The sequence below is a fragment of the Halorutilus salinus genome (assembly GCF_026242195.1).
In the GTDB taxonomy this organism is placed as follows: Archaea; Halobacteriota; Halobacteria; order Halobacteriales; family Halorutilaceae; genus Halorutilus; species Halorutilus salinus.
In genome coordinates this window covers 181330-202933 of sequence record NZ_RKLV01000002.1, presented here as the reverse complement: position 1 = coordinate 202933, position 21604 = coordinate 181330, and the positions used below count along the sequence as shown (strand labels likewise).

General features: G+C 60.8%; 24 protein-coding genes. 12 read left to right on the top strand and 12 right to left on the bottom strand.

Features of this window, described 5'->3' with window-relative positions; translation table 11 throughout:
- Nucleotides 1–53: 53 nt before the first annotated feature.
- Genes EGH25_RS02845 through EGH25_RS02830 form a run of 4 tightly spaced genes read right to left on the bottom strand, consistent with a single transcriptional unit; the run spans nucleotide 54 to nucleotide 3668 of the window.
- Nucleotides 54–1046 (bottom strand): tyrosine-type recombinase/integrase, encoded by a 993-nt coding sequence (locus EGH25_RS02845; RefSeq protein WP_266086046.1) that lies wholly within the window; start codon nucleotides 1044–1046, stop codon nucleotides 54–56.
- Nucleotides 1043–1477: a helix-turn-helix domain-containing protein gene (locus tag EGH25_RS02840; protein WP_266086045.1), complete on the bottom strand. Its 435-nt coding sequence runs from the start codon at nucleotides 1475–1477 to the stop codon at nucleotides 1043–1045. Before EGH25_RS02840 ends, EGH25_RS02845 begins: the two co-directional genes overlap by 4 nt.
- A 23-nt stretch (nucleotides 1478–1500) precedes the next feature.
- The gene (locus tag EGH25_RS02835; protein WP_266086044.1) at nucleotides 1501–3069 is read right to left on the bottom strand and encodes an outer membrane protein assembly factor BamB family protein; all 1569 of its coding nucleotides are present in this window, start codon (nucleotides 3067–3069) and stop codon (nucleotides 1501–1503) included.
- 38 nt (nucleotides 3070–3107) lie between these two features.
- Entirely contained in the window at nucleotides 3108–3668 is a 561-nt protein-coding gene (locus EGH25_RS02830) for a DUF7110 family protein (RefSeq protein ID WP_266086042.1), read from the bottom strand.
- Between the two features lie 347 nt (nucleotides 3669–4015).
- On the opposite strand from EGH25_RS02830, the gene EGH25_RS02825 reads away from it, so the two are divergent.
- The 3 genes from EGH25_RS02825 to EGH25_RS02815 are packed head-to-tail and all read left to right on the top strand — an operon-like array spanning nucleotide 4016 to nucleotide 6072.
- Nucleotides 4016–5170 (top strand): response regulator, encoded by a 1155-nt coding sequence (locus tag EGH25_RS02825; protein WP_266086040.1) that lies wholly within the window; start codon nucleotides 4016–4018, stop codon nucleotides 5168–5170.
- Nucleotides 5171–5224: 54 nt separating this feature from the next.
- The gene (locus EGH25_RS02820; RefSeq protein WP_266086038.1) at nucleotides 5225–5440 is read left to right on the top strand and encodes a helix-turn-helix transcriptional regulator; all 216 of its coding nucleotides are present in this window, start codon (nucleotides 5225–5227) and stop codon (nucleotides 5438–5440) included.
- 53 nt (nucleotides 5441–5493) lie between these two features.
- Entirely contained in the window at nucleotides 5494–6072 is a 579-nt protein-coding gene (locus EGH25_RS02815; protein WP_266086037.1) for a nitrous oxide reductase accessory protein NosL, read from the top strand.
- Here EGH25_RS02815 and EGH25_RS02810 read toward each other — a convergent pair whose 3' ends face one another.
- Nucleotides 6073–6735 carry an SCO family protein gene (locus EGH25_RS02810; protein WP_266086035.1) on the bottom strand — a complete coding sequence of 221 codons (663 nt, stop codon included), beginning with the start codon at nucleotides 6733–6735 and terminating at the stop codon, nucleotides 6073–6075.
- A 97-nt stretch (nucleotides 6736–6832) separates the two neighbouring features.
- On the opposite strand from EGH25_RS02810, the gene EGH25_RS02805 reads away from it, so the two are divergent.
- Together EGH25_RS02805 and EGH25_RS02800 are read left to right on the top strand one after the other, a co-directional pair.
- Nucleotides 6833–7405: a TetR/AcrR family transcriptional regulator gene (locus EGH25_RS02805; protein WP_266086034.1), complete on the top strand. Its 573-nt coding sequence runs from the start codon at nucleotides 6833–6835 to the stop codon at nucleotides 7403–7405.
- Complete coding sequence (locus EGH25_RS02800; protein WP_266086032.1) at nucleotides 7402–8814, top strand: MATE family efflux transporter; 1413 nt, start codon at nucleotides 7402–7404, stop codon at nucleotides 8812–8814. Before EGH25_RS02805 ends, EGH25_RS02800 begins: the two co-directional genes overlap by 4 nt.
- On the opposite strand, the gene EGH25_RS02795 is transcribed toward EGH25_RS02800, so the two are convergent.
- Nucleotides 8815–9477, bottom strand: a complete 663-nt coding sequence (locus tag EGH25_RS02795; RefSeq protein ID WP_266086030.1) for a nitroreductase family protein — start codon at nucleotides 9475–9477, stop codon at nucleotides 8815–8817.
- Nucleotides 9478–9588: 111 nt separating this feature from the next.
- Between EGH25_RS02795 and EGH25_RS02790 the strand changes: the two genes are divergently transcribed.
- From EGH25_RS02790 to EGH25_RS02780, 3 genes are read left to right on the top strand one after another with little or no spacing between them, the layout of a single operon-like run.
- Nucleotides 9589–9939, top strand: a complete 351-nt coding sequence (locus EGH25_RS02790; protein WP_266086028.1) for a winged helix-turn-helix transcriptional regulator — start codon at nucleotides 9589–9591, stop codon at nucleotides 9937–9939.
- A 13-nt stretch (nucleotides 9940–9952) separates the two neighbouring features.
- Nucleotides 9953–11095, top strand: coding sequence for a PQQ-dependent sugar dehydrogenase (locus EGH25_RS02785; RefSeq protein WP_276591889.1), 1143 nt, complete (start codon nucleotides 9953–9955; stop codon nucleotides 11093–11095).
- A 39-nt stretch (nucleotides 11096–11134) separates the two neighbouring features.
- Nucleotides 11135–11674 (top strand): flavodoxin domain-containing protein, encoded by a 540-nt coding sequence (locus EGH25_RS02780; RefSeq protein WP_266086024.1) that lies wholly within the window; start codon nucleotides 11135–11137, stop codon nucleotides 11672–11674.
- On the opposite strand, the gene EGH25_RS02775 is transcribed toward EGH25_RS02780, so the two are convergent.
- A complete protein-coding gene (locus tag EGH25_RS02775; RefSeq protein ID WP_266086022.1) occupies nucleotides 11667–12359 on the bottom strand; it encodes an alpha/beta fold hydrolase in 693 nt (230 codons plus the stop codon). The genes EGH25_RS02780 and EGH25_RS02775 overlap by 8 nt on opposite strands.
- 122 nt (nucleotides 12360–12481) lie before the next feature.
- On the opposite strand from EGH25_RS02775, the gene EGH25_RS02770 reads away from it, so the two are divergent.
- The gene (locus EGH25_RS02770) at nucleotides 12482–12616 is read left to right on the top strand and encodes a hypothetical protein (protein ID WP_266086021.1); all 135 of its coding nucleotides are present in this window, start codon (nucleotides 12482–12484) and stop codon (nucleotides 12614–12616) included.
- 60 nt (nucleotides 12617–12676) lie between these two features.
- Complete coding sequence (locus EGH25_RS02765) at nucleotides 12677–13252, top strand: hypothetical protein (RefSeq protein WP_266086019.1); 576 nt, start codon at nucleotides 12677–12679, stop codon at nucleotides 13250–13252.
- On the opposite strand, the gene EGH25_RS02760 is transcribed toward EGH25_RS02765, so the two are convergent.
- A complete protein-coding gene (locus EGH25_RS02760; protein ID WP_266086018.1) occupies nucleotides 13249–14427 on the bottom strand; it encodes an MFS transporter in 1179 nt (392 codons plus the stop codon). The two genes, EGH25_RS02765 and EGH25_RS02760, sit on opposite strands and share 4 nt — an antisense overlap.
- A 469-nt stretch (nucleotides 14428–14896) precedes the next feature.
- Between EGH25_RS02760 and EGH25_RS02755 the strand changes: the two genes are divergently transcribed.
- Nucleotides 14897–15121, top strand: coding sequence for a hypothetical protein (locus EGH25_RS02755; RefSeq protein WP_266086017.1), 225 nt, complete (start codon nucleotides 14897–14899; stop codon nucleotides 15119–15121).
- On the opposite strand, the gene EGH25_RS02750 is transcribed toward EGH25_RS02755, so the two are convergent.
- Both EGH25_RS02750 and EGH25_RS02745 read right to left on the bottom strand, forming a co-directional pair.
- Nucleotides 15115–15981, bottom strand: a complete 867-nt coding sequence (locus EGH25_RS02750; RefSeq protein WP_266086015.1) for an RIO1 family regulatory kinase/ATPase domain-containing protein — start codon at nucleotides 15979–15981, stop codon at nucleotides 15115–15117. The genes EGH25_RS02755 and EGH25_RS02750 overlap by 7 nt on opposite strands.
- Before the next feature lie 141 nt (nucleotides 15982–16122).
- A complete protein-coding gene (locus EGH25_RS02745) occupies nucleotides 16123–16530 on the bottom strand; it encodes a thiol-disulfide oxidoreductase DCC family protein (RefSeq protein WP_266086013.1) in 408 nt (135 codons plus the stop codon).
- 70 nt (nucleotides 16531–16600) lie between these two features.
- Between EGH25_RS02745 and EGH25_RS02740 the strand changes: the two genes are divergently transcribed.
- Nucleotides 16601–16930, top strand: a complete 330-nt coding sequence (locus tag EGH25_RS02740; RefSeq protein WP_266086012.1) for a DUF7113 family protein — start codon at nucleotides 16601–16603, stop codon at nucleotides 16928–16930.
- Between the two features lie 20 nt (nucleotides 16931–16950).
- Here EGH25_RS02740 and EGH25_RS02735 read toward each other — a convergent pair whose 3' ends face one another.
- A complete protein-coding gene (locus EGH25_RS02735; RefSeq protein WP_266086010.1) occupies nucleotides 16951–19239 on the bottom strand; it encodes a heavy metal translocating P-type ATPase in 2289 nt (762 codons plus the stop codon).
- A gap of 82 nt (nucleotides 19240–19321) precedes the next feature.
- Complete coding sequence (locus EGH25_RS02730; protein ID WP_266086009.1) at nucleotides 19322–21571, bottom strand: heavy metal translocating P-type ATPase; 2250 nt, start codon at nucleotides 21569–21571, stop codon at nucleotides 19322–19324.
- Between the last annotated feature and the right edge of the window lie 33 nt (nucleotides 21572–21604).

Sequence of the window (21604 nt, the reverse complement as noted above, 5' to 3'; positions counted from 1 at the left end):
TCATATATCCACGGGATGAGAAGATATAGCGTTAAACGGTTTACACGGTCGTCTCACGGCAGGAGGCGGTAGACGTATTTCTCGTACTTCTCACGGACGCGGTCGCCCCAGTTGTGGGTGTACGTCTCTAAGATGTCGCCTCCCGTGTCGCCACGAAGGTAACGGACGAGCGCATCGTCGCCGGAGGCGTCACGCATGTACGTCGTGAAGAAATGTCTGCAGTAGTGAGGCGTCACGTTCTGCTTCATGTCGTTTTCGGGCGACCACCATCCATGGTCGCGCGTGTACTTACGCATCGTCTCGGCGATAGCCTCGGAGGATAGTCTTCCGGACGACGAAGGAGAGAGTGAGACGAAGAGAGGATCGTCGCCCGACGCGTCGGTGCCACAGGGTCGGACACGGAGCCAACGCACGAGTTCGTCCTCCGTCTCGTCGTCGAGGGGTACGAGGGTGTCACGGACGCGTTTGTTGCCGTCTATCCCGCTGTCGACGTAGAGCGAGCGGTCGTTCAGAAGGGGGTCGCCGCCGGTGCCCAAACGGTCGTTCTCGTCGGGTGAAAGCGAGACGTGGCGTAGGTCAAGGTTGGCGAGTTCGCCCGCTCGTATACCCGTCTTGAACAGAAGGACGAGCATACACCTGTCACGGGGATGGTTGACGGTTCGGAGGAAGCCTACGACGTCTTCGACGTTTAGCTCACGTCTCCGTGGGTTCTTGTCGACGGACTCGTCCATCTCGTCGGTCACGAGAGCCATGGGGTTCGTGTTGTGCGGGTAGTCCTCCGCCTTGACGAGGTAGCCGTAGAAACGATGCACGTACGACGCGTAGGTCGCTACGGAAGAGTCAGCGAGGTCGGTGTCGCGCAGGTGGGCGACGTACCGCATACAGTCGCGTCTCGTCGCGTCGGCGTGTCCGCCGTCGAGGTACTCGTCGAAGTCGCGGAGTACGCGTTCGTACTCGTAGACGGTTGACGGTGACTTGCCGTAGGCGCGCATGTCGGCGGCGAACTCCGCGATGTAGTCGGTGTCTCCGGCGGTTTTGGAACTCATGCTGTGTACGCGTTACGCATAGTATCGTACTCGACGAGACCTTCGTCGAGAAGCGACTGTAACGCCTCGTAGACGGCGGACTCGTCGGCGTCGACACCGTCGGCGAGAGCTTCGACGGTCTCGTATCCGCCCGAAGCGTCAAGTACGGCATAGACCTCGACGGCATCGGCGCGTTCGGCTTCCTCCAGCGTCTCAAGTTCCTGCCGTAGTGCCTCGGCTTCGCGTCTCGCGCTCGCCGGGTCGGTGTCCTCGTACCCCTCAGGCGCTGTATCCTCGTGTAACGACCTTCCGGCGTTGACCATGCTCTCGACGAACCGGCTCAGCGACATACCGAGCGCCTCGGCGTGCTCCTTCCATACCTCCTTTGTGGTCTCGTCGATATACGTCGTCACCTGTTCGCTTTCGAGACCGTTGTTCCAGTCGTCCGGCATCAGTCTAACGTTAGACGGTTGGTTTAAGAATCTTCGTCAGACGCGAGGAGCCTCTTCGCAAGGACAGCCAGTGTTGCGGAGGCGACGGCAGGGAGCCCGAAGCCGGGTGTCGGCTCCCCGTCGGCGCTCCGTCCGTCGGTGGTGTTCGTATCCGTGTCACCCGCGCCTCCGTCGTCCGTTCCGTTCTCTGTTCCGTCGTCCCCGCCGTCGCCCTGTCTGTCGGAAGCGGAGCCGTCCGTTACCTCTACGCTCCCTGCGTCGGATCCGCCGACACGTACGGCGTGTTCACCGGGTTCGTCGAACGAGACGGAGAAGCTTACGTCGACCGTCTCGCCAGCCGGAACATCGACACGACGGAACTCGGCGGACACGTCGTCGACGTAAACGACGGCTTGGTGCGTGCCGTCGGCGTCTCCTGAGTTCCGTATCCGTGCGTCTACGCCGACGGAGCCGCCTACTTCGACAGTGTCGGAACCGAGTGACGCGGAGACGACGGCAGTGTCGGGCGATCTGAACCCTCCGGTCAGGCGTCGGAGTCTACCGTCGCCGACGAGTAGGTCGGTTCCGACGATAGCGGGCGAACCCGACACGCCGTCGTGGCTCCACCGCTCGTTTCCGTTCGATGCGTCGACGGCGTGTAACGTTCCTCCCAAGACGGCGTAGACGGTTCCGCCTCCGACGACGGGGGCGTACGCGGAGCCGTCGCCCTCAAAGACCCAGTCCTCCCAGCCGCTTGAGGTGCGGAGCGCGTGAACGTCTCCCTCGTCGGTGGCTACGTAGACGTGATCGTCGTCGACGGCGGGCGAGGCTGTCACTCGCTTGGTGAGCGACTCCGACCAGTTCTCGTCTCCGTCCGTCCCGAACGAGCGGACCCCGCCGCGTCCGCCTACGACGAAGACGCCGTCGTCGGTAACAACGGGTGCGCCTGCGACCGACGCGCCCGCGTCTGCTGTCCATCCGAGTCCGCCGTCGGCTTCGAAGCCGTAGAGGTTCCCGTCCCGTGTCGCGACGTAGACAGTACCGTCGCGTACGGCGGGGGATCCCGCCAACGGGGCGCTTAGAGACTCCTTCCACAGAACCGTCCCTGTATGCTTCCCGAGACCGTAGACGGTGCTCGACAGACCGACGTAGACGGTACCGTCGACGGCGTTCACGGGCGACACCGACGCGCCGGTTCCGCGACGTGACCATATCTCCTCGCCGTTCGAAGCGTCGAGGGCGTACGTGACCGCCCCGGCGGTGAAGTAGACGGAGCCGTCGGCGTACGAGACGGGAGCATCGATACCGTCACCGGCGTCGTAGCTCCAGAGACGTTCACCGTCCGACGCGTCGAAACCGAGTACGGAGCCGCCGGAGGTTGCGGCATAGACCGTACCGTCGGCTGAGACAGGGGTGCCGACTGTACCGACGTTCTTCGACCATCCGGACGAGACGCCGTTTTCGGGTCCCGTGGACGCAGTCGCAGTGTTTGCGGGGTTCGCGCGCGGCTTGTGCCATCCTCCCGAAGAAGCCGAGACCGAAGGGAAGGAGCCGATCGTGGCAAGTGCACAGCCCGACAGCTTCAGAAGACCCCGTCTATCGGTTTGGAGCATCCGCCGTAGCTACGAACCGTGTATGTATAAGTAGTCGGTCAGCCGATGAGGCTGTTGTCGCGCCACCCCGAAGCGTTCGTCTCGTTCCTGCCCTCGTTGGGGTCGACAACCTCGACCGTCGCGGGTCTTTCCTCGCCTTCGATGATACGTGTCGCAGAAAGCTCGCCGTCCACGACGGCGATACCTGTGAGTTCACCGACGCCCGCAAAAAGCGCTATGTCGGAGAGAACACCGAACATAGGGTAACGTAACGCGGTGTTCTGGAGCACCGTTTCGCGGTCGCCCTTGAAACACGCGTACTCGACCGTCTTGGACTCCACCTCGTCTTCGCCGAAGGCTTCGTTCCTCGGATCCTCACGCGACCAGCCTTCGTCCGTCTTGTACAGACGCCTCTCCTTGAGGCTCGCCTTCAGGAGCGCCGTGGGCGTGTAGTTCGACGCGTCACGGTCGGCGTCGGCGGTCAGCAACAGCTTGTTACCGCGTCTCTCAACGTCGACACCGTCTATCTCGGCGGGAGGTTCGTAGCCGTCGAGGAAACTGCGTAACTCGTCGAGCGGTACCTCAAAGCTGGCACGTACCCTGTATACCTCGTTCTGCATATGTTCTTTGCGTGGTATACATGCCCTGCACATATAGTGTCTCCGCTTGAGGCTCAGACGGTTCAGGACGGAAAAGGGTCGGGTCGATGGGGTCATGCCCCGGCGCGGAGTCGAACCGCGCTCCGGCTCGGAGGGGACATCAAAGGGGGAGGGTGATGGGGACCGAGCCTTGTCCAACCAGGGCTTATCTTTACCAAGCCCGTCGCGGGGGAAACGACGCACCCGGTGTAAACTTAAGTTTACAGTTAGACGTTAAGACTTTACAAATATAACCCTTTCGTATTCGGAAGGCGGTCGTTTCCGCGAACAGCAAAAGGAATAAGAACGACCCCAAGAATCTTAATCCGATGGGCGTCAAAACCGGAAGGGGGTACAGGGTGCTCTTGGTCGGTGACGACCGAGAGGTTCTAAACTCCGTCAAAGGGTTTCTTGAGGAACGCGACGGCTTCGAGGCTGTTGTCGCCGAATCGGTGGACGAGGCGGTCGACCATGTAGACGAAGCCGGTACCGACTGCGTCGTCTGCGGCGAGGGAACGGGTGAGGTGGACGGTGTTGAGATTCTACGTAGGGTGCGCGCGTCGAGCGACGTGCCTTTCGTGGCTTTCCTCGGCGACGTCTCCTCGGAGGACGAGATGGAGGCTATAGAGGCGGGCGCGACGGACGTGGTGCGTGGAACGTTACGCGGATTCATCGCGGGTGTCGAAGACCCCGGAAGGGAGCAACACGACGTTCTCGCAAACCGCGTCCGTAACATCGTCGAGAGGGAGCGCGCACGTACCAACTACCGCGAGGTCTTCGAGAAGATAAACGATGCGCTGTTTATCGAGAACCCCGAGACAGGCGAGATACTCGACGTTAACGAACGTATGTGTGAGATGCACGGCTACACGCGCGAGGAGGCGCTCGGACTCAACGTCTCCGACGTCTCTGCGGACGAGGAGCCGTACACGGAGGAGAGGGCGCTCCGGAACCTGCAGAAGGCGGAGCGCGAGGGGTCGCGCGTCTTCGAGTGGAAGAACGTCACCAAGGACGGCAGAACCTTCTGGGTCGAGGTCAGCCTCAGACGCGCCGAGATAGACGGCGAGGATCGCGTACTCGCCGTCGTGCGCGATATCTCCGAAAGGAAGAAGAACGAAAGACGTCGCAGGGAGTCGGAGGAGAAGTTCCGCGCTATCGTCGAACAGAGCCTCGCCGGCGTGTACGTCGTCAAGGACGGTGTCTTCGACTACGTCAACACGGCTTTCGCCGACGCTCTCGGCGAGGAGGTCAACGACGTGGTAGGAACACACGCGACCGAGTACGCCGCCACGGAGGAGGATCGGGAACGTATGCGCGAGAACCTACGTAAACGCGAGGAAGGCGAGGTCGACAGCATACGTTACTCGTTCGCCACGGAGACGGCGGACGGAGAACGAAAGAGGCTCGTCGTCCACGGTACGCGTATCGAACTCCCTGACGGTCCTGCGGTGGCGGGCGCTCTCGTCGAAGCCGACGGTGGCTGAGGAGACGCACCGAGTCACCGTAAAGTATAGTTTACGTTAGACACTGTATCCTGCGTGGAGAACAGCTTGAAGGTGTATAGGGCGAGGGAAGACCTGACCCAAGGTGAGCTTGCCGAAAGGGTGGACGTAAGCCGTCAGACGGTAAACTCGATCGAGACGGGCAGGTACGACCCCTCGCTCGAACTCGCTTTCAAGCTCGCGCACGAGTTCGGCTGTAACGTAGAGGATATATTCGAGTTCGATCCCGACGGTGACGCGACAGAGGACTGAGTTTCGACCGACGTACCAGACGTGTTTTTACGCCTCTCGACGTCTTTCCGACCGTGAAGGGTGACGACAGCCCGTCGCTCCGGAGACGCGAGATACTCGTCGCAGTAGGCGGAACAGCGGTGACGGGATGTCTCGGAAGCGGTTCAGCGAAGACGGAGGGCGATGGGACGGACGGTGACGACGGTGGAAAAGGAGGTGAAGCAGACGGTGACGGCTTCACGCCCGAACCCGTCGACTACCCCGACGCATCGTGCGACGTCTGTGCGCGGAACGTCACCGACCATCCGCGGTGGAACGCTCAGGCTGTCCACGAGGACGGCGAGCGCGCATTCTTCTGTACGTCGGGATGTATGGGTGCCTACTACACGTCGCCGTCCGCCTTCGGTGTGTCGGACGCCGATGTGGAGGGTCTCTGGGTAACCGACTACGCGACGCGCCAGACAGTCGACGGCTTCGACGCCTACTACGTCTTCGTGGGTGAGCGCGACCTTATCGATATGCCCGCCGGGCGTAACCCTGTCCCTTTCGTGGACGAGGAAGGGGCAAAGGCGTTCACGAGGCGTTTCGACGAGCTCAGCACCGGCGACGCCGAGAGGTTCACGAGGTACAACATGAACCGGTGTGTCTGGTAGTCAGGCTTGTGCGTCGCGTAGGTCGGCGATGTCGGAGGCTATCACGTCGGGGTTCGGCTCCTCGTTCGTGTACGTACGCTCAACGTAGCCGTCCTCGTTGACGAGCAGTATCAGGGTGTCGTGGAGGAAGTCGTAGATCCCGCCCGTCGACCTCTTTGCGAAGCTAACGCCGAACCTTCCGGTTATTACCTCGTCGGCGCGTTTCTCGTCCTCAGGACGGAGGAAGCTCCAGCCTCCGTCCGTCTCTATACCCATGCGCTCGGCGTAGTCGGTGAGCCGTTTCGGAGTGTCACGAGCGGGGTCAAAGGTCGCGGCGAGTATACGCGGCGGTTCGCCGCCGTTCTCTACCACCCTTGCCTCCGTATGCGTAAGAGCCGATATGATCCAGATACACTCAGTTGGACAGAACGAGTAGAAGAACGTCATAAGATACTCGCCTTCCTGACGCGTCGAGACGTATTCGTCGGTGAAGATATCGAGAAGATCGACGTCCGGAACGGGGTCGCCGTACGTCGGGTACCCCCCATCCTCGTGTATATCGTCAGGGGGTTCGAGGTACGCGTTCTCGTCGGCATCGTCCCCGCCTCGGAGCGCCGAAACGCAACCCGCCGCGGAGAAGCCTACACCGGTTGCGGCGAGCCTGAGACAGTCGCGGCGTTTCATATACGACGGTAGTGGACACGGCGTAAAGACGCGTCTGGTTCGGGTTTCGAAACGAGTTCACAAACTGTTTAACTGACCGGTCAGTTAGTTGTCATAGATGGATGACGACGCAGAAGACGAGATAATGGAGGCGACCTACGGCGCGCTCTGCGAGAACGGATACGCGGGTCTGACGATGCAGGATATAGCCGACGAGTCGGAGAAGAGCAAGCCTACGCTCCACTACCACTACGGTACGAAGCAGGAGCTTCTGCTCGCTTTCCTCGACTACCTCCTCGACGAGTTCCACGAACGTCTCGAAGGGGACGGGGACGATCCGGCGGACGAACTCGTCAGTCTACTGACGCCGCGCGAGGACGAGGTAGGCGACGGCTTCAGGACGGCGATGTTAGAGATGAAGGCACAGTCGCCGTACAACGAAGGTGTGCGCGATAGGTTCGTCGAGTACGAGGAAGAGCTAAAGACGTACATCGAAGACACGGTACGGCGCGGGGTCGAAGAAGGTGTTTTCCGTAACGACGTGGACGCAGAGGGGACGGCGGAGATGCTCGTCGCGCTTGGAAACGGTCTGCGCACGCGTAGCGTTACGGTCGGTAAGACAGACGACGAGCTCCGCGCCACGGTGGAGACGTACGTCGAAACGTGTCTCGTTGACGGGGACGGCGTATGAGCCTCAGGGACAGGCTCGGCGTTATATTCAAGAACCGTGACGAGTTCGACCTTACGTCGGGGAGCGTCGGCAAGCCGTTGTTCTACCTCTCGCTTCCCATCGTCGTCACGAACCTGCTTCAGACGGCGTACAACCTCGTCGACACGTTCTGGCTCGGACAGTACAGCGACGACGCGCTCGCGGCTATAAGCTTCGCCTTCCCTGTCGTATTCCTCCTGATCTCGCTCGGTATGGGTCTCGCAGTCGCAGGGAGCGTGCTCGTCGCACAGCATACGGGCGCTAACGAGAAGGAGGAAGCCGAGTTCGCCGCGTCGCAGGTAACGGGTTTCTCTCTCATCGCCTCGGTCGTACTCGGAGCCGGCGGTTACTTCATCGTCGAGGACTTCCTTGCCCTAACAGGGGCTTCGGATACGGTCGTACGTCTCGGCGCGAGCTATATGGAGGTGATCTCTCTCGGTCTCGTCTTCATGTTCGGCTTCTTCACGTTCATATTCCTGATGCGCGGGTACGGCGACACGATCACGCCGATGCTCGTAATGCTCGGCTCCGTGGTTCTCAACATACTCCTCGATCCGTTCCTGATCTTCGGCTGGGGTCCGTTTCCGGAGATGGGTATACAGGGCGCGGCGGTGGCGACGGTGTTCTCGCGGTCTCTCGCGCTCGGCGTCGGTCTGTTCGTGATGTTACGGACTACGTACGGCGTACGTATACACGCGCGCGACATGGTGCCGAACCCGACTTTCGTACGGAAGATCGTACGTATAGGCGGTCCCGCGTCGGTAGAGACGACAGGGCGCGCCGTCTCTATAAACGCCCTCCTGTTCGTCGTCGGTATGTTCGGCGACACGGTGGCGGCGGCGTTCGGTGTCGGTACGCGCGTCTTCTCGGTTATCTTCCTACCCGCCGCGGCGGTGGCTCAGGGCGTCGAGACTATGACGGGACAGAACATCGGGGCTGACGAACCCGACCGTGTCGAGGCGGCGAACCATATAGCCGCGCGGACGATGTTCGTGGTACTCGCCGCCATGGGTGTGGTAACGTGGCTCTTCGCTAACTCTGTAATCGCTATCTTCACCGACAACCCCGCTATAATAGACGAAGGCGCGACGTTCCTCCGTTTCGTTGCACCGACATTCGGCTTCCTCGGCGTAATGCGTGCGTACATCGGCGGTATACGTGGCACGGGAAAGACGCTAACCGCGGCGGCAATAACCGTAGGCGTCGTCGGCTTAGCCCGCCTCGGTATCGCCTACGTCGGCGCGACGCAGTTCGGTTCGAACGGACTCTGGCTCGCCTTCGCCGTCTCGAACATCATAGGCGCAACGGTCGCTTTCGGATGGTTTAGCACCGGAAGATGGCGCGATATGAACCTGACGGGTAAGACGGAGACGACGAAAGCCGACGACTGATTAGGTGTCGAGGTTCGTCTCGTCGACGGGGTCGAACACCTCGTAATGTACGATCTCGTCGACGGGACGGCGTGCCTTGCGTTCGTTTTCTATGTCGGGGGCGCCGTCCGCCGGGTAGCCCATGGTAACGAGCATAACGGGTTCGTATCCGTCGGGGATGTCGAACTCGTCGGTGAGTGCGTCTGCGTCGAACCCTTCCATCGGGCAGGTGGCGACGCCTTCGTCCCAAGCTGAAAACATGAGGGTCATCGCACCGAGCGCGGTACTACGCGTCGTCCAGACACGCCGCTCGTCTTCGGGCATCTCCGCCATCCCTTCGACGTCCTCCAAGAGGGCGTCGCGGACGTCCTCGTTGGGGATGTACCCCTTTTGGAGCCAGTCGTCGAACAGTGGCTCTGCATGCGCCATAGGGTTCTTGTTACCCAGCACGACGACCGCCGCCGCGGCTTCGGTGACGTGTTCCTGATCGTAAGCGACCTCGCGTAACGCCGACTTCGTCTCGTCGTCGCGTAGGACGAGGAACTCCCACGGTTGTAGGTTGTAGCCGGAGGGCGCGAGACGGACGCGTTCGAATATATCCTCCACCGTCTCATCGTCAAGAGGTTCGTCTGTGTAGTCGTGTACGCTTCTGCGTGTTTCGACGACCTCGTCAAACTCGGACATAAGTTTCTACCTCTCCGTGATCGGGGTTCTGGTACGGTTGCATTACGTTACCTACTTTCGCACGAAAACCACATATAGCTTCGGCACGACGGATAGAACGAGGTAACATAGATGAAACCCCGGACAGGGTCAGGAGCCGAAGCCGTGGAGGAGAAGAACTCGGAAGCGTGTCCGGTCGTCGAGGCTGTCGAGGAGATAGGCTCACGGTGGCGTCTTATCATACTCCACGACCTACAGGAAGGCGAGAAACGTTTCAACCAGCTTGAGAAGTCGACGGGCGCGAGTTCGAGTACGCTTTCGCGCGTCCTCGACGATCTCGAAGAACTCGGTCTCGTCAGGCGTCGTGTAGAAGAAAGCCCCATAGCGAGCTACTACCGTCTTACGCCCAAGGGCGAGGCGTTAAGCCCCGCGCTCGAAGAACTCGCCGACTGGTCGGAGGAGTGGCTCGAAGAGGAGGTGTAGCGTGGACAGAAGGATGGTGATGTCACGTCTGTTCTTCGCCGCCTCAGCGACGGCGGTGACGGGCTGTCTCGACGGCGGCGGCGCTTCCGAAACGTCGTACACCGTCGAGAAGGGCGCCAAGGGTTTCGAACAGCCTTGGGGGATCGCCTTCCTCGACGGGACGCGAGCGGTCGTAACCGAACTACCGGGGCGTCTACGTATCATCGACACAGAGGACGGAACGGCACGCGTCGTCGATGGAACCCCGGAGGTGGCGTCGGAGGGACAGGGCGGCTTGCTCGACGTAACGCCCCACCCCGACTACACCGACGGAGGATGGGTGTACCTGACCTACTCGGCGGAGGGGGACGGCGGAACCGCGACACATGTCGGACGCGGTAGGCTGGAGACGGACGCGCCGCGTCTGCGCGACTTCGAGGTTCTGCACGTCGCGGAGCCGTTCGTAGACTCCTCCATCCATTACGGTTCACGCGCCCTCTTCGGCGACGACGGCGCGCTGTACGTCACGTCGGGTGACAGAGGGTTCAAGAACTTCGGCTCCGGTCACGTCGCACAGGACGTGACGAACGAACTCGGCTGTATACTCCGTCTCAACCCCGACGGCTCCGCGCACGACGACAACCCGTTCGTCGACGACCCCGTTGCACGTAACACGGTCTACAGCTACGGACACAGGAACCCGCAGGGTCTTACGTTCGGACGCGACGGTGAACTCTGGGAGTCCGAACACGGCGAACGTGACGGTGACGAGATAAACGTCATCGAAGCCGGTGAGAACTACGGCTGGCCCATAGCCTCGGAGTCGTGCGAGTACGGTACCGACACGCCCGTGAGCGTACCCCACGAGGAACGCGACGGTGTGACACCACCCGTCCATTTCTGGGAATGCGGAAGCGGCGGCTTCCCGCCTGCGGGCATGACGTTCTACACGGGAGACGCCTTCCCCGGCTGGCAGGGCGACCTGTTCGTCGGAAACCTCGCGGGCGCGTACCTCGGACGTCTGGGCGTCGACGGCTACGAACTGACCCGAAAGCCGCCTCTGCTCGGCGGACGCGGCTGGCGTATACGCGATGTCACAGAGGGAGCCGACGGCTACCTGTACGCCCTCGTCGACGGTAGCGACGCACCCGTTGTCCGTCTCGTACCCGAAGACTGACGCCACCGGGGTTATACGAGCGGGATACGGAGACGTAACATGGCTTCGTTCCTCGTGGTCTACGGAACCGTCGAAGGACAGACGCAGAAGGTAGCCGAACGTATAGGGCGTGTCGTAGAGGAGAACGGAGGGGAAGCCACGACGGTCGAGGCGGGTTCGGAGCCTTCCGTCCGTGGGTACGACGCTGTAATTATCGGCTCCGCGGTTCATTACGAGAAACACCACCCCGACGTACGCCGTCTGGTGTCGTCAAACGCCGAGGCTCTGCGCGAGAAGCCGACGGCTTTCTTCCAGATATCCCTCTCGTCGGCGGTCGGGGGTAAGGGACGCGCCGAAGCCGCGGGGTACGCCGACGCGTTTCTCGAAGATCTGGGATGGAACCCCGACCGCATAGGCTTCTTCGGCGGCGCTCTCAGGTACTCGAAGTACGGCTTCGTAAAACGTCTCATGATGAAACGTATAGCGAAGGACGCGACAGGGGATACCGACACGTCGCGCGACTACGAGTACACCGACTGGGGGGAGGTGGAGCGTTTCGCCTCCGACTTCATGAGGTTCGCCGAGCGTAGGCTTATGTAGCCTCGTCCACCACCGTCGACAGCCATCCGAAGGTACGGTCGAGTAGACGTTCCTCCGCTGTGTCCGAGAACCTGTGACCTTCGTCCTCGTACACCTCAACTACTGCGTCGGAGCCTACCGAAACAGCGGCTTCGAAGCTATATGCAACGTCCACTGTGTCGTCTTCTCTTCCGTGGAAGAAGGCGACGGGGACGGTGAGACTCTCCTCTACCTCCGAGAAGCCGTGACGGTCGAGATCATCGAAGAATCCGTCGGCGACAGCCTCGGCTGTCCCTTCGTTGCGGTACCTCTCCATGGGAGCGTTGTACGTGACAGGGGCGCGTACGACGGCGGCGTTAGCCCGGTCAAGCTCCGCGGCGGACGCGTGGAGGACGACCTTTCCGCCGAAGCTCGACCCGAACAGGACGTACGAGGACGCGTCGAAGTAGTCGACGACCGCACACAGATCCTCTATACGTGTTGTGAGCGTCTGTTCGCCGAACAACCGCGACGACCCGCCGCATCCACGGTGGTCGAAACGGACGGCGTCGTAGCCCTCGTCGACGGCGCGTTCGGATCTCCGTTCATAGCCCGACATGTCGCTGACGAAGCCGTGGGAGAAGAAGATCCAGCCGTCGCCCTCGGACTCGTGGTGTACGGCGACCACCTCTTCGTCCCCGACGGGTACGGTATGGTGCGTCGGCATACACGGGTTACGGCGCGCGTCTGTATCACGGTTCCGGGATGGGGGCGCGTACGTGGTCGAACATGTAAGATGATGAGGAAAGCTTAAGTAACGGCGTTTCCGTGTATACATGTAGAAAGACCATGACAAAAAGCCGTGGAGGTACACAGGGCGGAGACGGAAGCGAGGCAGGAAGACAGACACGCGGTACCGACGGCTCCACTGTCGTAGAGAACACGAGGCTTTCGTACGAACCCGACTCCGTAGTCTCCAACTGAGACCGGTTCGGATGTACAGCCACGGAAGCTTTTAATCCCGCGGACGTGTACGAGTCCGCGATGAACCGACGTAGAGCCGTCGTAGCCGGCGCGCTGGTTTCTGTTGTCGCCCTCGGCGTCCTCGGATACGCGTACGTCGAAGGTATCGGACCGCTCAAGGAAGACCCGGCGGCGGGTCTGGATGAGCCTCCTGAGACGGAGAACGTCTACGAGATGGGTGGTCAAGGGGGCGGGGAAGAAGCTTCCGTCGCCGAGGGCGAGGAAGGCGGAGACGGTGTGACCAAGCCCACACCGCCTTTCGAGTTTGAGGTAGGGTCGATCGAGAACTGCGGGCGGACGTGCCGTGAGGTGAACGCCGTTCTTCGGAACCGGATGTCGGTGGACGCCGAGGGCGTGTCTGTGTACACATGGATATACGCCGGAAACACGACGGAGAGGGACGACGTGGTCTGGGCGGACAACCGCGAAGTAGGGGTTCTGGGAGGCGGTGAGACGGTAGGTTCGACCGACCGCGTCAACCTGTCGGTACAGCAGGCTGAGAACGTGCGCGAGAACGACGGCTGGATTACGGTCGAAGCGACCGTTGAGAGCAGGGACGAGGTGGCGAAGTTCGTTACGCGCGAGAAGGCGGGCTAATCCTCGTCGCGTAGGTACTGACGACCGAGAAGGACGATGCTCACGAGAAGAGAGGCGACGAGCACCCGGAACGCCGTCCCGAAGTCGGTGACGGCGGCGATTACGCCTACCGCACCCGGACCGAGTGCGTTTGCGGTGAGGAAGACAGCACGCGACGCACCGAGGTCGCCGCCCATCTCGCCGTCCGAAGCGGCGTCCATGACGAGTGTGTCGGCTATAGGGAACTGTGTCTTGTAGCCGACGGCGGTTAGTACGGTGCCGACGGCGACGACACCGAGTGTCGGAGCGACGAGAACCGTGGACAGTCCCACGATCGCTGTCACCAAGCCGATCGCGCCCACGAGAAGACGCGGGAAACGGTCGCTTACCTCCCCCGCGACGGGCTTCGTAAACGCGCCCACGCCGAACAGGAGTGCGAAGCTCGCCCCGGCTGTCGTCTCGGAGAAGCCGCGTGCGACGAGGAGAGATGGGAAGAAGTTGGTGAGTCCTCCGACGAAGAAGTAGAAGACGGAGAAGGCGACGAGCGTTTCACGCTGTCGTCTGCTCTCAGCTATCCTGCCGACGGTGTCATCGGGCGACAGACGGACGGAAGAAAGCTCGTAGCTCTGGCGGTTCCAGACGAAGAAGAGCGCCGTGACGGTGGCGAGAACCGCGACGACGGGGACGAACGCGACGCGCCATACCGTCGTTGAGAGGACGAGTACGGCGATACCCGCGCCTATCAAACCGCCTACATCCGTCCCCGCCGAGTAGATACCAAGCGCACGTCCACGTCTCGCGCTAAACAGATCGCCAAGGAAGGCGCGCGAAGGACTGGCGTACAGACCTTTACCCACACCCAGAACCACCATCGCGGTGACGAATACGGTCTGCGAGACGGCGAAGCCGAGTACGACGAAGCCCGCGAGAAGGACGACAAAGCCGGGTAGTATGACGGTTGACCGTGTGAGTGCGTCCGAGTACCTGCCGCTTGGGTACTGTGTCAGCGCGTAGACGAGACCGAACAGCGTCAGCGCGAGTCCGATACCCGCGCTTGAGAAGCTCAGCGCCTCGGTAATAAGCGGGAGCAGAGGGGGGAGCAGGAAACGACCGCACTGCAACGTCGCCCATCCGAGAGCGAGGGCGGCGAGCATACGCGTCTCGTAAGACGCCGAAAGGGAACGTAGACCTTTCACGTCACGACGTATCTGTTCGTGTATCTTGGCTCTTTACAAACCGTACGGCGAGGCATCTGTGTATAGCGTTATAGAATATACAGACGTAGATACGTCTCGGACGTGAAACTGTACGCTTGGGATGGGTATGTGGCGGTCGGAGGATTGGGAGACGGACGAACCGAAAAGCCTCCGACTTCAGATTAACGCCAGTTCCGGGACACGCCGTCAGTTCGTCGGCTTAGACACCTCATCCCACGGCGGGGAGCCGGCTCGAACAGGGCTTAGACGGGATTAGACCAAACCTAATGTTAGCTTTTGGCTTCTACGCGTACTTAGGGACATAAGACAACTATATAATGTTAGAAATCCGCGCTATTACACGAAAAGGTCGGCTTAGAGAAGCGCAGGGAAGACGGTAGATCGTTCGGGAGAGCGCGAAAGTGGCGCAGAAGCAAGAGTAATAAGTTAGGACAGAGTATGAACATATATGTCTGTCAAGCACAGGTACGGGAACACCGGCTTTCTCGCTAAGATAGTCTTCGACAACTTTGAGGTCTGTCTCATGCTGATAGCGGCATTCGTTCTCGGCGGTATGATGACCTCGGTTGTCGCGGTCGGATCAAGTATAGCCCTCGGTCTCCTGCTCACAACGGCTATATCCGTGGGTATAGGGCTGAGCATAGTAGCCGCGGATCTGTTCGCGGGCTACTGAACGACGCGGTTCACGGCATCTTCCTTGGTCGGTAGGCTAACGTCGTACCTCTTTTCGAAATGTGCGAGCAGGTTGGATATATCCCTGTCGAGTAGCTGACGCGCGTGCGGGTGGTCGGTTTCGACGGACTGAGGCCAGTCGATTATACGTATCCCGTCGGGCGATACGAGGACGTTGTAGCCGCTCATGTCGGCGTGTACGTAGCCCGTGCGCCATGCCTGCGAAAGCTCGTCGAGGACGGCATCGAGGACGGCGCGGGGTGCGTCAACGTCAGCACGGCGTAGCTCGACACCGTCGAAACGCGACATGACGAGGGCGTGACGGTTCTGGTCGACGGGTTCGGGGACGGCTACGTCGCCGTAAAGCTCTTCGAGAGTCTCGTACTCCGCCTCAGCCGCCTTTCGCGCCGTGTACATCCAGCTAAGATGCCCTTTGTCATGCGTATAGTCGCGTTCGCGCGTCGTGTCCCTGAACTGCGTGTACCCTTCACGGTGGAGCTTCATGACGAGTTCACGATCCGCGTCGGCGCATTCGTAGATGTCGCTCTCCTTTCCGACCTCTATGTTACCTCCGAGACGGGTGACGGAGCCGGTTTCGGCTAAGGCGTTCAGCGCGAGAACGTCGTAGCCCTCGGCGACAAGCCTGTATCCGAGGTACCGTGAGTCGCGCCGTTCGACGAGTTCGAGATCGTTGAGCCTGCTTACGTGGTACTCCGCCTCATCGGGATGGAGACGCGCGAGTCCGGGTATTTCCTCCTCCGGAACCCACTCGTTGTGCTCCATACCGCGTTCGACGGCGTTTAGGACGCGGAACTCCTCGTCTTCGAGACGCCCGAAGCTCTCTGCGAGAGTCTCAGACACGTTTCGGGGTACGTGTCGGCGTGTTAAACCGTGTTCGGTACGGTACCGACGCGTCACGTAAACCGTATTTCGCTATACAGAATACGGGGGTCGACACCGTCCAGAAGGGAAGCAAAAAACGAGGTACAGCGACGGGTTAGATCAGAACTCCGACGAAAGGAACCTGTCTTTGGTTTCGTCGTCGGGGACGCGGCACTCGTCGCGTTTACCGAACCAGTCGTACCGGTTGGACGCTATGAGGTTGTAGACTGGGTCTCGGAGAAACCGCGGGGCGATGACGGCGGGATAGACGAGCGAGTACGGGAGACCGAGACGGCGTAGAACCTCCAGACCCGCACGCGACTTGGTGTAGACATCGTCGCCGTCGATTACGACGAAGGTTTCGAGGTCTTCGGGCGACAGACCCGCTTCGCGTATTAGACGCGCGCCCTCGTCGGACTGTATAGACGCGAAGGCGAAGTCGTCGTCGCGTTCCATGACGAAGTTGACGAACGAGTTACAGAGGTTGCAGACACCGTCGAACAGAAGGACGGGTCGGTTCTGTTCCATGTCCGTTCTACGGCTTCCCGACGAATAAACGCGTCGGCACGGTTTTGTTCCCTCGCCCCGTCTATCCGGTGTGATACTCGTACGTGGTGCGGCGCGCGGAACCGACCTAACGGGGACGGTCTTCGAACCCGACGACGAACCACCGAGCTACTCAGGCGCACCCGATGTTTCGGCACCGTACGTCTGGGTGTGTGACTCGTTCTACGAGGTCGAGAGCGGCGGTACGGCGCTTTTCCTCGAAGACGAGACCGTGCGTATAGCCTTCGAGTCGCCTTCCCCGCGTGGATTCGGGACGGAGGAAGAGGCTGTCGGGACGGCTAAGGAGCACGTCAGGACGCAGTTCGTACGTATAGGCGTGGACGGCGACGAGGTAGACGTTGAGGTCGTACGGTCGCCGTAGGTCTCACAAACCGTATGGGGCTATACGGAACCGCCGCCGAGACCGTTTCTAAGCCACGATGAGTTTACCCAGATCCCAACCGCTGTAACCGACGCCGCGGATATAACCAGAAGAGGGTTGAGTATACCCAGAACCGCGGACGGGACTACCATCAGATTGTACAGGAAGGAGAGGGAGAGGTTCTGTCTGTACTTCCTTCGGGAGGTCTGCGAGATCTCAAACGCCTTATCCACCAGACGTATATCACCCTCAACGACGGCAAAGTCAGCGGCGTCCGCGGCGACAGCGGTTCCTCCGTCCATCGATATGCTGAAGTCGGCTTCCGCGAGGGGTAGCGCGTCGTTGGTTCCGTCACCGACCATGGCTACGGTGCCGTCGTCGGACAGTCTACGGACAGCCTCCATCTTCCCTTTGGGCGGAACCTCCGAGAAAGAGGTGTCGACGTCTTCGTACTCGGCGAAGGTGCGCGTCGCCTCCTCGCCGTCGCCGGTTAGTATTACGACTTCGATACCCTTGGCGGTCAGCCCCGAAACCGTCTCTCGCCAGCTCTCACGGTGCTCGTCGGACAGCGTAATCAGGGCTTGTGCTTCGCCGTCGGCTCCGATCATCACGGGTAGCCTGCCCGCGTCCTTCTCCTCCTCTGCACGTTCCCGGAACTGTTCGGATACGTCCCATCCCTCGTCGTCGAAGAGCGCGCGGTTTCCGACGAGGAGCCTCTGTGTACCGACCTTTCCCGATACACCCGTTGCGAACGTCTCCACCTCTTCGACCTCGTACGTGTCCGTACCGAAAGCGTCGTGTACAGCCTCCGCCGCAGGGTGGGAGGCGAAGCCCTCCAGAGAGCCTGCTTTACGCAGGAGTTCGTCGGAGCCTTCCGTACCGACGACCTCCATCTCGCCCGTTGTGAGCGTCCCCGTCTTGTCGAAGACCACGGTGTCTATACCTCTGAGCCTCTCAAAATGGGTTTCGTCGAAGACCACTATACCGTTCTCGGTAGCCTCGGTTATGTTCGAAGCCGATGTTAGGGGTGCCACGAGACCCATACCCCAAGGGGAAGCCGTGAGGAAGACGGTCAGTGCGGCTAAGACAGCGCCTGCGGAGCTTGCGCCTCGTGCGAGGTAGACGGCTCCCACGGCGACACCGACGACGACGAGGACGGGGAGGACGAACGACGCTATACGGTTGGTGCGTCTCTCTGCTCCGTGGTCAGCCGCCTGTATATCCCAGACGCCACGGGTTATACCCCTCACGCCCGTCGAACCGTCCTCGGCTACACGGACGACGGCGACGCCGCTCGTCACCGTCGAGCCTGCTACCATCTCGTCGCCCTCCTTCTTGTCAACAGGTAGTGACTCACCGGTGACCACCGACTCGTCCGCCGTACAGGAGCCGGATACGAGCGAGCCACCGACGGGGACGCGTTCGCCCTCGCGCACCAGTATACGGTCGTCGGGCGCGACCTCGTCTACGTTCACCTCCTCGGTTCCGTCGTCGGTGTACAGACGCGCCTCGTCTATACGTGAGGAGGTTATCTCACCGAGGGCTTCGACAGCCTTCTCCTTCACCGACGACTCGTAGAAGATGGACGAAACGACGACGGAGGAGACGACGATGGTCAGGTCGTAGTATACGTCGCCCCTGCCCGCGAACGCCGCGACGGTACCGTAGAGGTAGGCGGTTACGATGGTCAGGGAGACGAGCATGTCGGTGTTGGGCTTCCTCGTAAGTATCCCCATGTACGCGCCCCTGAGAACCGGAAGCCCTGTGAAGTAAAGCACGAATCCGGTTAGCACCATGTACAGCCGGAGGAACGTGGCACCGTCCGCCGCGGATAGGCTGTAGCCGGTTTCGACGTTGAGGAACGAGAGTACGTAGCCGGGGTAGACGAGAGCCATGTACGGTATGAGGAGGAAGCCACCGAAGATTATGCCCACGGCGTGCTTGACGCCTATCATCGGTTCGTCGCGCCGGCTTTCCGCACCCGTAACCGTACTTCCGCTGTCTCTACGATCGTCGTCTTCGCCCCCTTCCTCACGCGTGTACGCCGTGTGACCCGCGGTACTGAGCCTCTCCTTTACCTCCTCTCCGGACACGGAGCCGTCGTGGCGGAGCTTCACACCGCCCGTAACGTAGCTCGCCGATACGTCCTCTACGCCGTCTATGCCTTCGCCGACCTTCTCCAAGAGATCCTCGGAGATAGACGAATGCATACCGTCGACACGTAGAAAGGTCTGCTCCAAGCCGTCTCCTGAGGTGTCTTCAACGTCGTCGTTTCCGTCTCCCCGGCTCTCGTCAAGCTTCTCGTCCACGTCACGACACCCCGGCGAGCAGTAAGGTTCATCCGTGGGTTCGCCACAAAGGTTACAGGATTCGGGTGAACTCATACTCGCGTCATTCTTCGTCGGGACGTGTACGCGACAGCCTCATAGCGTTGCTGGTTACGGCTACTGTCATACCTACGTCACCCGCTATGACGGCGACAGCGACGCCGACGAAGCCCAGAGGCACGCCCGCGGCGAGGACGAGCTTAGCGCCGAGGCTGGAAACTATGTTCTGACGTATCACGGAGTTGGCTTTCCGCGAAAGACCGTACAGGTACGGGAGACGTCTGATGCTGTCGCTCATCAGAGCGATGTCGGCTGTCTCTATCGCCGTGTCGGTGCCCGCCGCGCCCATCGCAACGCCGACATCGGCGGTTGCGAGCGAGGGCGCATCGTTGACACCGTCGCCGACCATCGCAACCGTGCCGACCTCGTCCTGTAGCTCTTCTATCGCATCGACCTTCTCGTCGGGGAGTAGCTCCGCCCTGTAGTCGTCTGTGCCGACCTCGTCGGCTATCGCACGCGCCGTTCCTTCGTTGTCACCTGTGAGCATCACGACGCGTTCCACGCCGAGTTCACGGAGCCTCCCGACAGTCCACGCCGCGCCGTCCCTGACCACGTCGGCGACTGCGATTACGCCTTCTATCTCCTCGTCGTCGCTGACTACGATGACCGTCTTACCCTCCGACTGAAGCTCAGGGACTACGTCCTCAACGAGGCTGAGACAGTCCTTCCTCTCACACAGGCTTCTGGTTCTGTCGCTGAGTTCGCCGTCACCGTCTGTAGCCGCGTGGACGTGTCCGAGGTCGAAGCCCTTCTCGGTCAGGAAGCCGGGCTTCCCCGCGTGGTGCTTCACACCCCCGACGGTGGCGGTCACGCCTTTTCCCGTCACGCTCTCGAAGCCCGACACCTTACCGCCTTCTATACCTTTCTCCTCCGCCGTCTCAACTATAGCCTCGCCGATAGGGTGCTCGCTACGTGACTCGATACCGCGTGCACACCGTAGGACGTCCTCCTCAGTCTTTCCGTTCAGAGGAACGACGTCCGTGACCCTTAGCTCGCCCTTTGTGAGAGTCCCCGTCTTGTCCATCGCAACGGCGTCTATCTCACCCATCGCCTCCAGATAGTTTCCGCCTTTGATGAGGACACCGTTCTTAGCCGCGCTCGTAATCCCCGACACGACAGAGACGGGTGTCGATACGACGAAGGCGCACGGGCATGCGAGTACGAGCATCGTGATACCGTTCACGAACCAAGGTACCCATGGTCGAGAGAGGAGGAGAGGCGGTACGGAGGCTACGAGTATAGCTATACCTACCATGATAGGCGTGTAGTAGCTCGAAAACCTCTCGACGAAGTTCTCCCTATCAGTCTTCTTCGACTCGGCTTCCTCGACCATCTCAACTATACGCGACAGCGTGTCGTCGCCCGACTCACCCGTCACCTCGAGTTCGAAGTAGCCCGCTTCGTTCAGTGTACCCGCGTACACATCGTCGCCCTCCTCCTTCTCGACGGGTACGGACTCACCCGTTATAGGCGACTGGTTGACGGTGCTTTCGCCCTCGACAACAACGCCGTCCCTGGGTATCTTCTCTCCGGGTTCGACAACGACGATATCGCCCTTTTCGACCTCATCCGCAGGGACGGTTTCCTTCCCTCCGTCCCTACGCACCGTCGCCTCGTCAGGCGATAGCTCCATGAGTTCACGGAGAGAGTCACGCGTCCTGTCTACAGAGTACTCCTCAAGGAGTTCGGCGACGCTGAACAGAACGGCGAGCGTAGCCGCTTCGAAGTACAGGCTCTCTCCTGTTATAAGGCTCGCCGTCACGGCGCTGAGTATAGCCGATGCCATCAGGAAATCCATGTCGAGGCTGAGGCTCTTTGCCGAGTAGTACCCCCCGCGGAGTATCCCCTTTCCACCGAGGGCGACAGCCGAGAGGAACAGGAGGTCTGAGACGGTAAACCCGTACGCGACAGGCGATCCGGACAGTAGAAGCTTGGTGGCTATACCTGAGGCTAAGAAGACACCGCTGAGGAGTATACGGACGCCTCCCCTACCCCGCAGTATACCTGTTTCGTCCTCGACGCTTTCGTCCGTACCGACGGTGTAGCCGACGCTCTCCACGGCTTGGGTTATCTCCTCCATCGTAACGTCTCCGCCGTGTACGACCTCGACAACACCTCTCGTCGGACTGGCTTCGCAGGACACGACGCCGTCGACGTTGTCGAGTGAGCCGGTGACCTTCTCGACGCACGACGGGCAGTCCATATCAGGGACTTGAACCGAGACGGCTTCTTTCGCGTTTTCGCCGTTTTCCATTACCGTATAGTAGGCGCGACGGTTTATTAAGTC

Coding starts and splice junctions, on each gene's coding strand:
- EGH25_RS02845 (WP_266086046.1), bottom strand. CDS start 1,046: ATGAGTTCCAAAACCGCCGGAGACACCGACTACATCGCGGAGTTCGCC.
- EGH25_RS02840 (WP_266086045.1), bottom strand. CDS start 1,477: ATGCCGGACGACTGGAACAACGGTCTCGAAAGCGAACAGGTGACGACG.
- EGH25_RS02835 (WP_266086044.1), bottom strand. CDS start 3,069: ATGCTCCAAACCGATAGACGGGGTCTTCTGAAGCTGTCGGGCTGTGCA.
- EGH25_RS02830 (WP_266086042.1), bottom strand. CDS start 3,668: ATGCAGAACGAGGTATACAGGGTACGTGCCAGCTTTGAGGTACCGCTC.
- EGH25_RS02825 (WP_266086040.1), top strand. CDS start 4,016: ATGGGCGTCAAAACCGGAAGGGGGTACAGGGTGCTCTTGGTCGGTGAC.
- EGH25_RS02810 (WP_266086035.1), bottom strand. CDS start 6,735: ATGAAACGCCGCGACTGTCTCAGGCTCGCCGCAACCGGTGTAGGCTTC.
- EGH25_RS02805 (WP_266086034.1), top strand. CDS start 6,833: ATGGATGACGACGCAGAAGACGAGATAATGGAGGCGACCTACGGCGCG.
- EGH25_RS02800 (WP_266086032.1), top strand. CDS start 7,402: ATGAGCCTCAGGGACAGGCTCGGCGTTATATTCAAGAACCGTGACGAG.
- EGH25_RS02795 (WP_266086030.1), bottom strand. CDS start 9,477: ATGTCCGAGTTTGACGAGGTCGTCGAAACACGCAGAAGCGTACACGAC.
- EGH25_RS02790 (WP_266086028.1), top strand. CDS start 9,589: ATGAAACCCCGGACAGGGTCAGGAGCCGAAGCCGTGGAGGAGAAGAAC.
- EGH25_RS02785 (WP_276591889.1), top strand. CDS start 9,953: ATGGTGATGTCACGTCTGTTCTTCGCCGCCTCAGCGACGGCGGTGACG.
- EGH25_RS02780 (WP_266086024.1), top strand. CDS start 11,135: ATGGCTTCGTTCCTCGTGGTCTACGGAACCGTCGAAGGACAGACGCAG.
- EGH25_RS02775 (WP_266086022.1), bottom strand. CDS start 12,359: ATGCCGACGCACCATACCGTACCCGTCGGGGACGAAGAGGTGGTCGCC.
- EGH25_RS02770 (WP_266086021.1), top strand. CDS start 12,482: ATGACAAAAAGCCGTGGAGGTACACAGGGCGGAGACGGAAGCGAGGCA.
- EGH25_RS02765 (WP_266086019.1), top strand. CDS start 12,677: ATGAACCGACGTAGAGCCGTCGTAGCCGGCGCGCTGGTTTCTGTTGTC.
- EGH25_RS02755 (WP_266086017.1), top strand. CDS start 14,897: ATGTCTGTCAAGCACAGGTACGGGAACACCGGCTTTCTCGCTAAGATA.
- EGH25_RS02745 (WP_266086013.1), bottom strand. CDS start 16,530: ATGGAACAGAACCGACCCGTCCTTCTGTTCGACGGTGTCTGCAACCTC.
- EGH25_RS02730 (WP_266086009.1), bottom strand. CDS start 21,571: ATGGAAAACGGCGAAAACGCGAAAGAAGCCGTCTCGGTTCAAGTCCCT.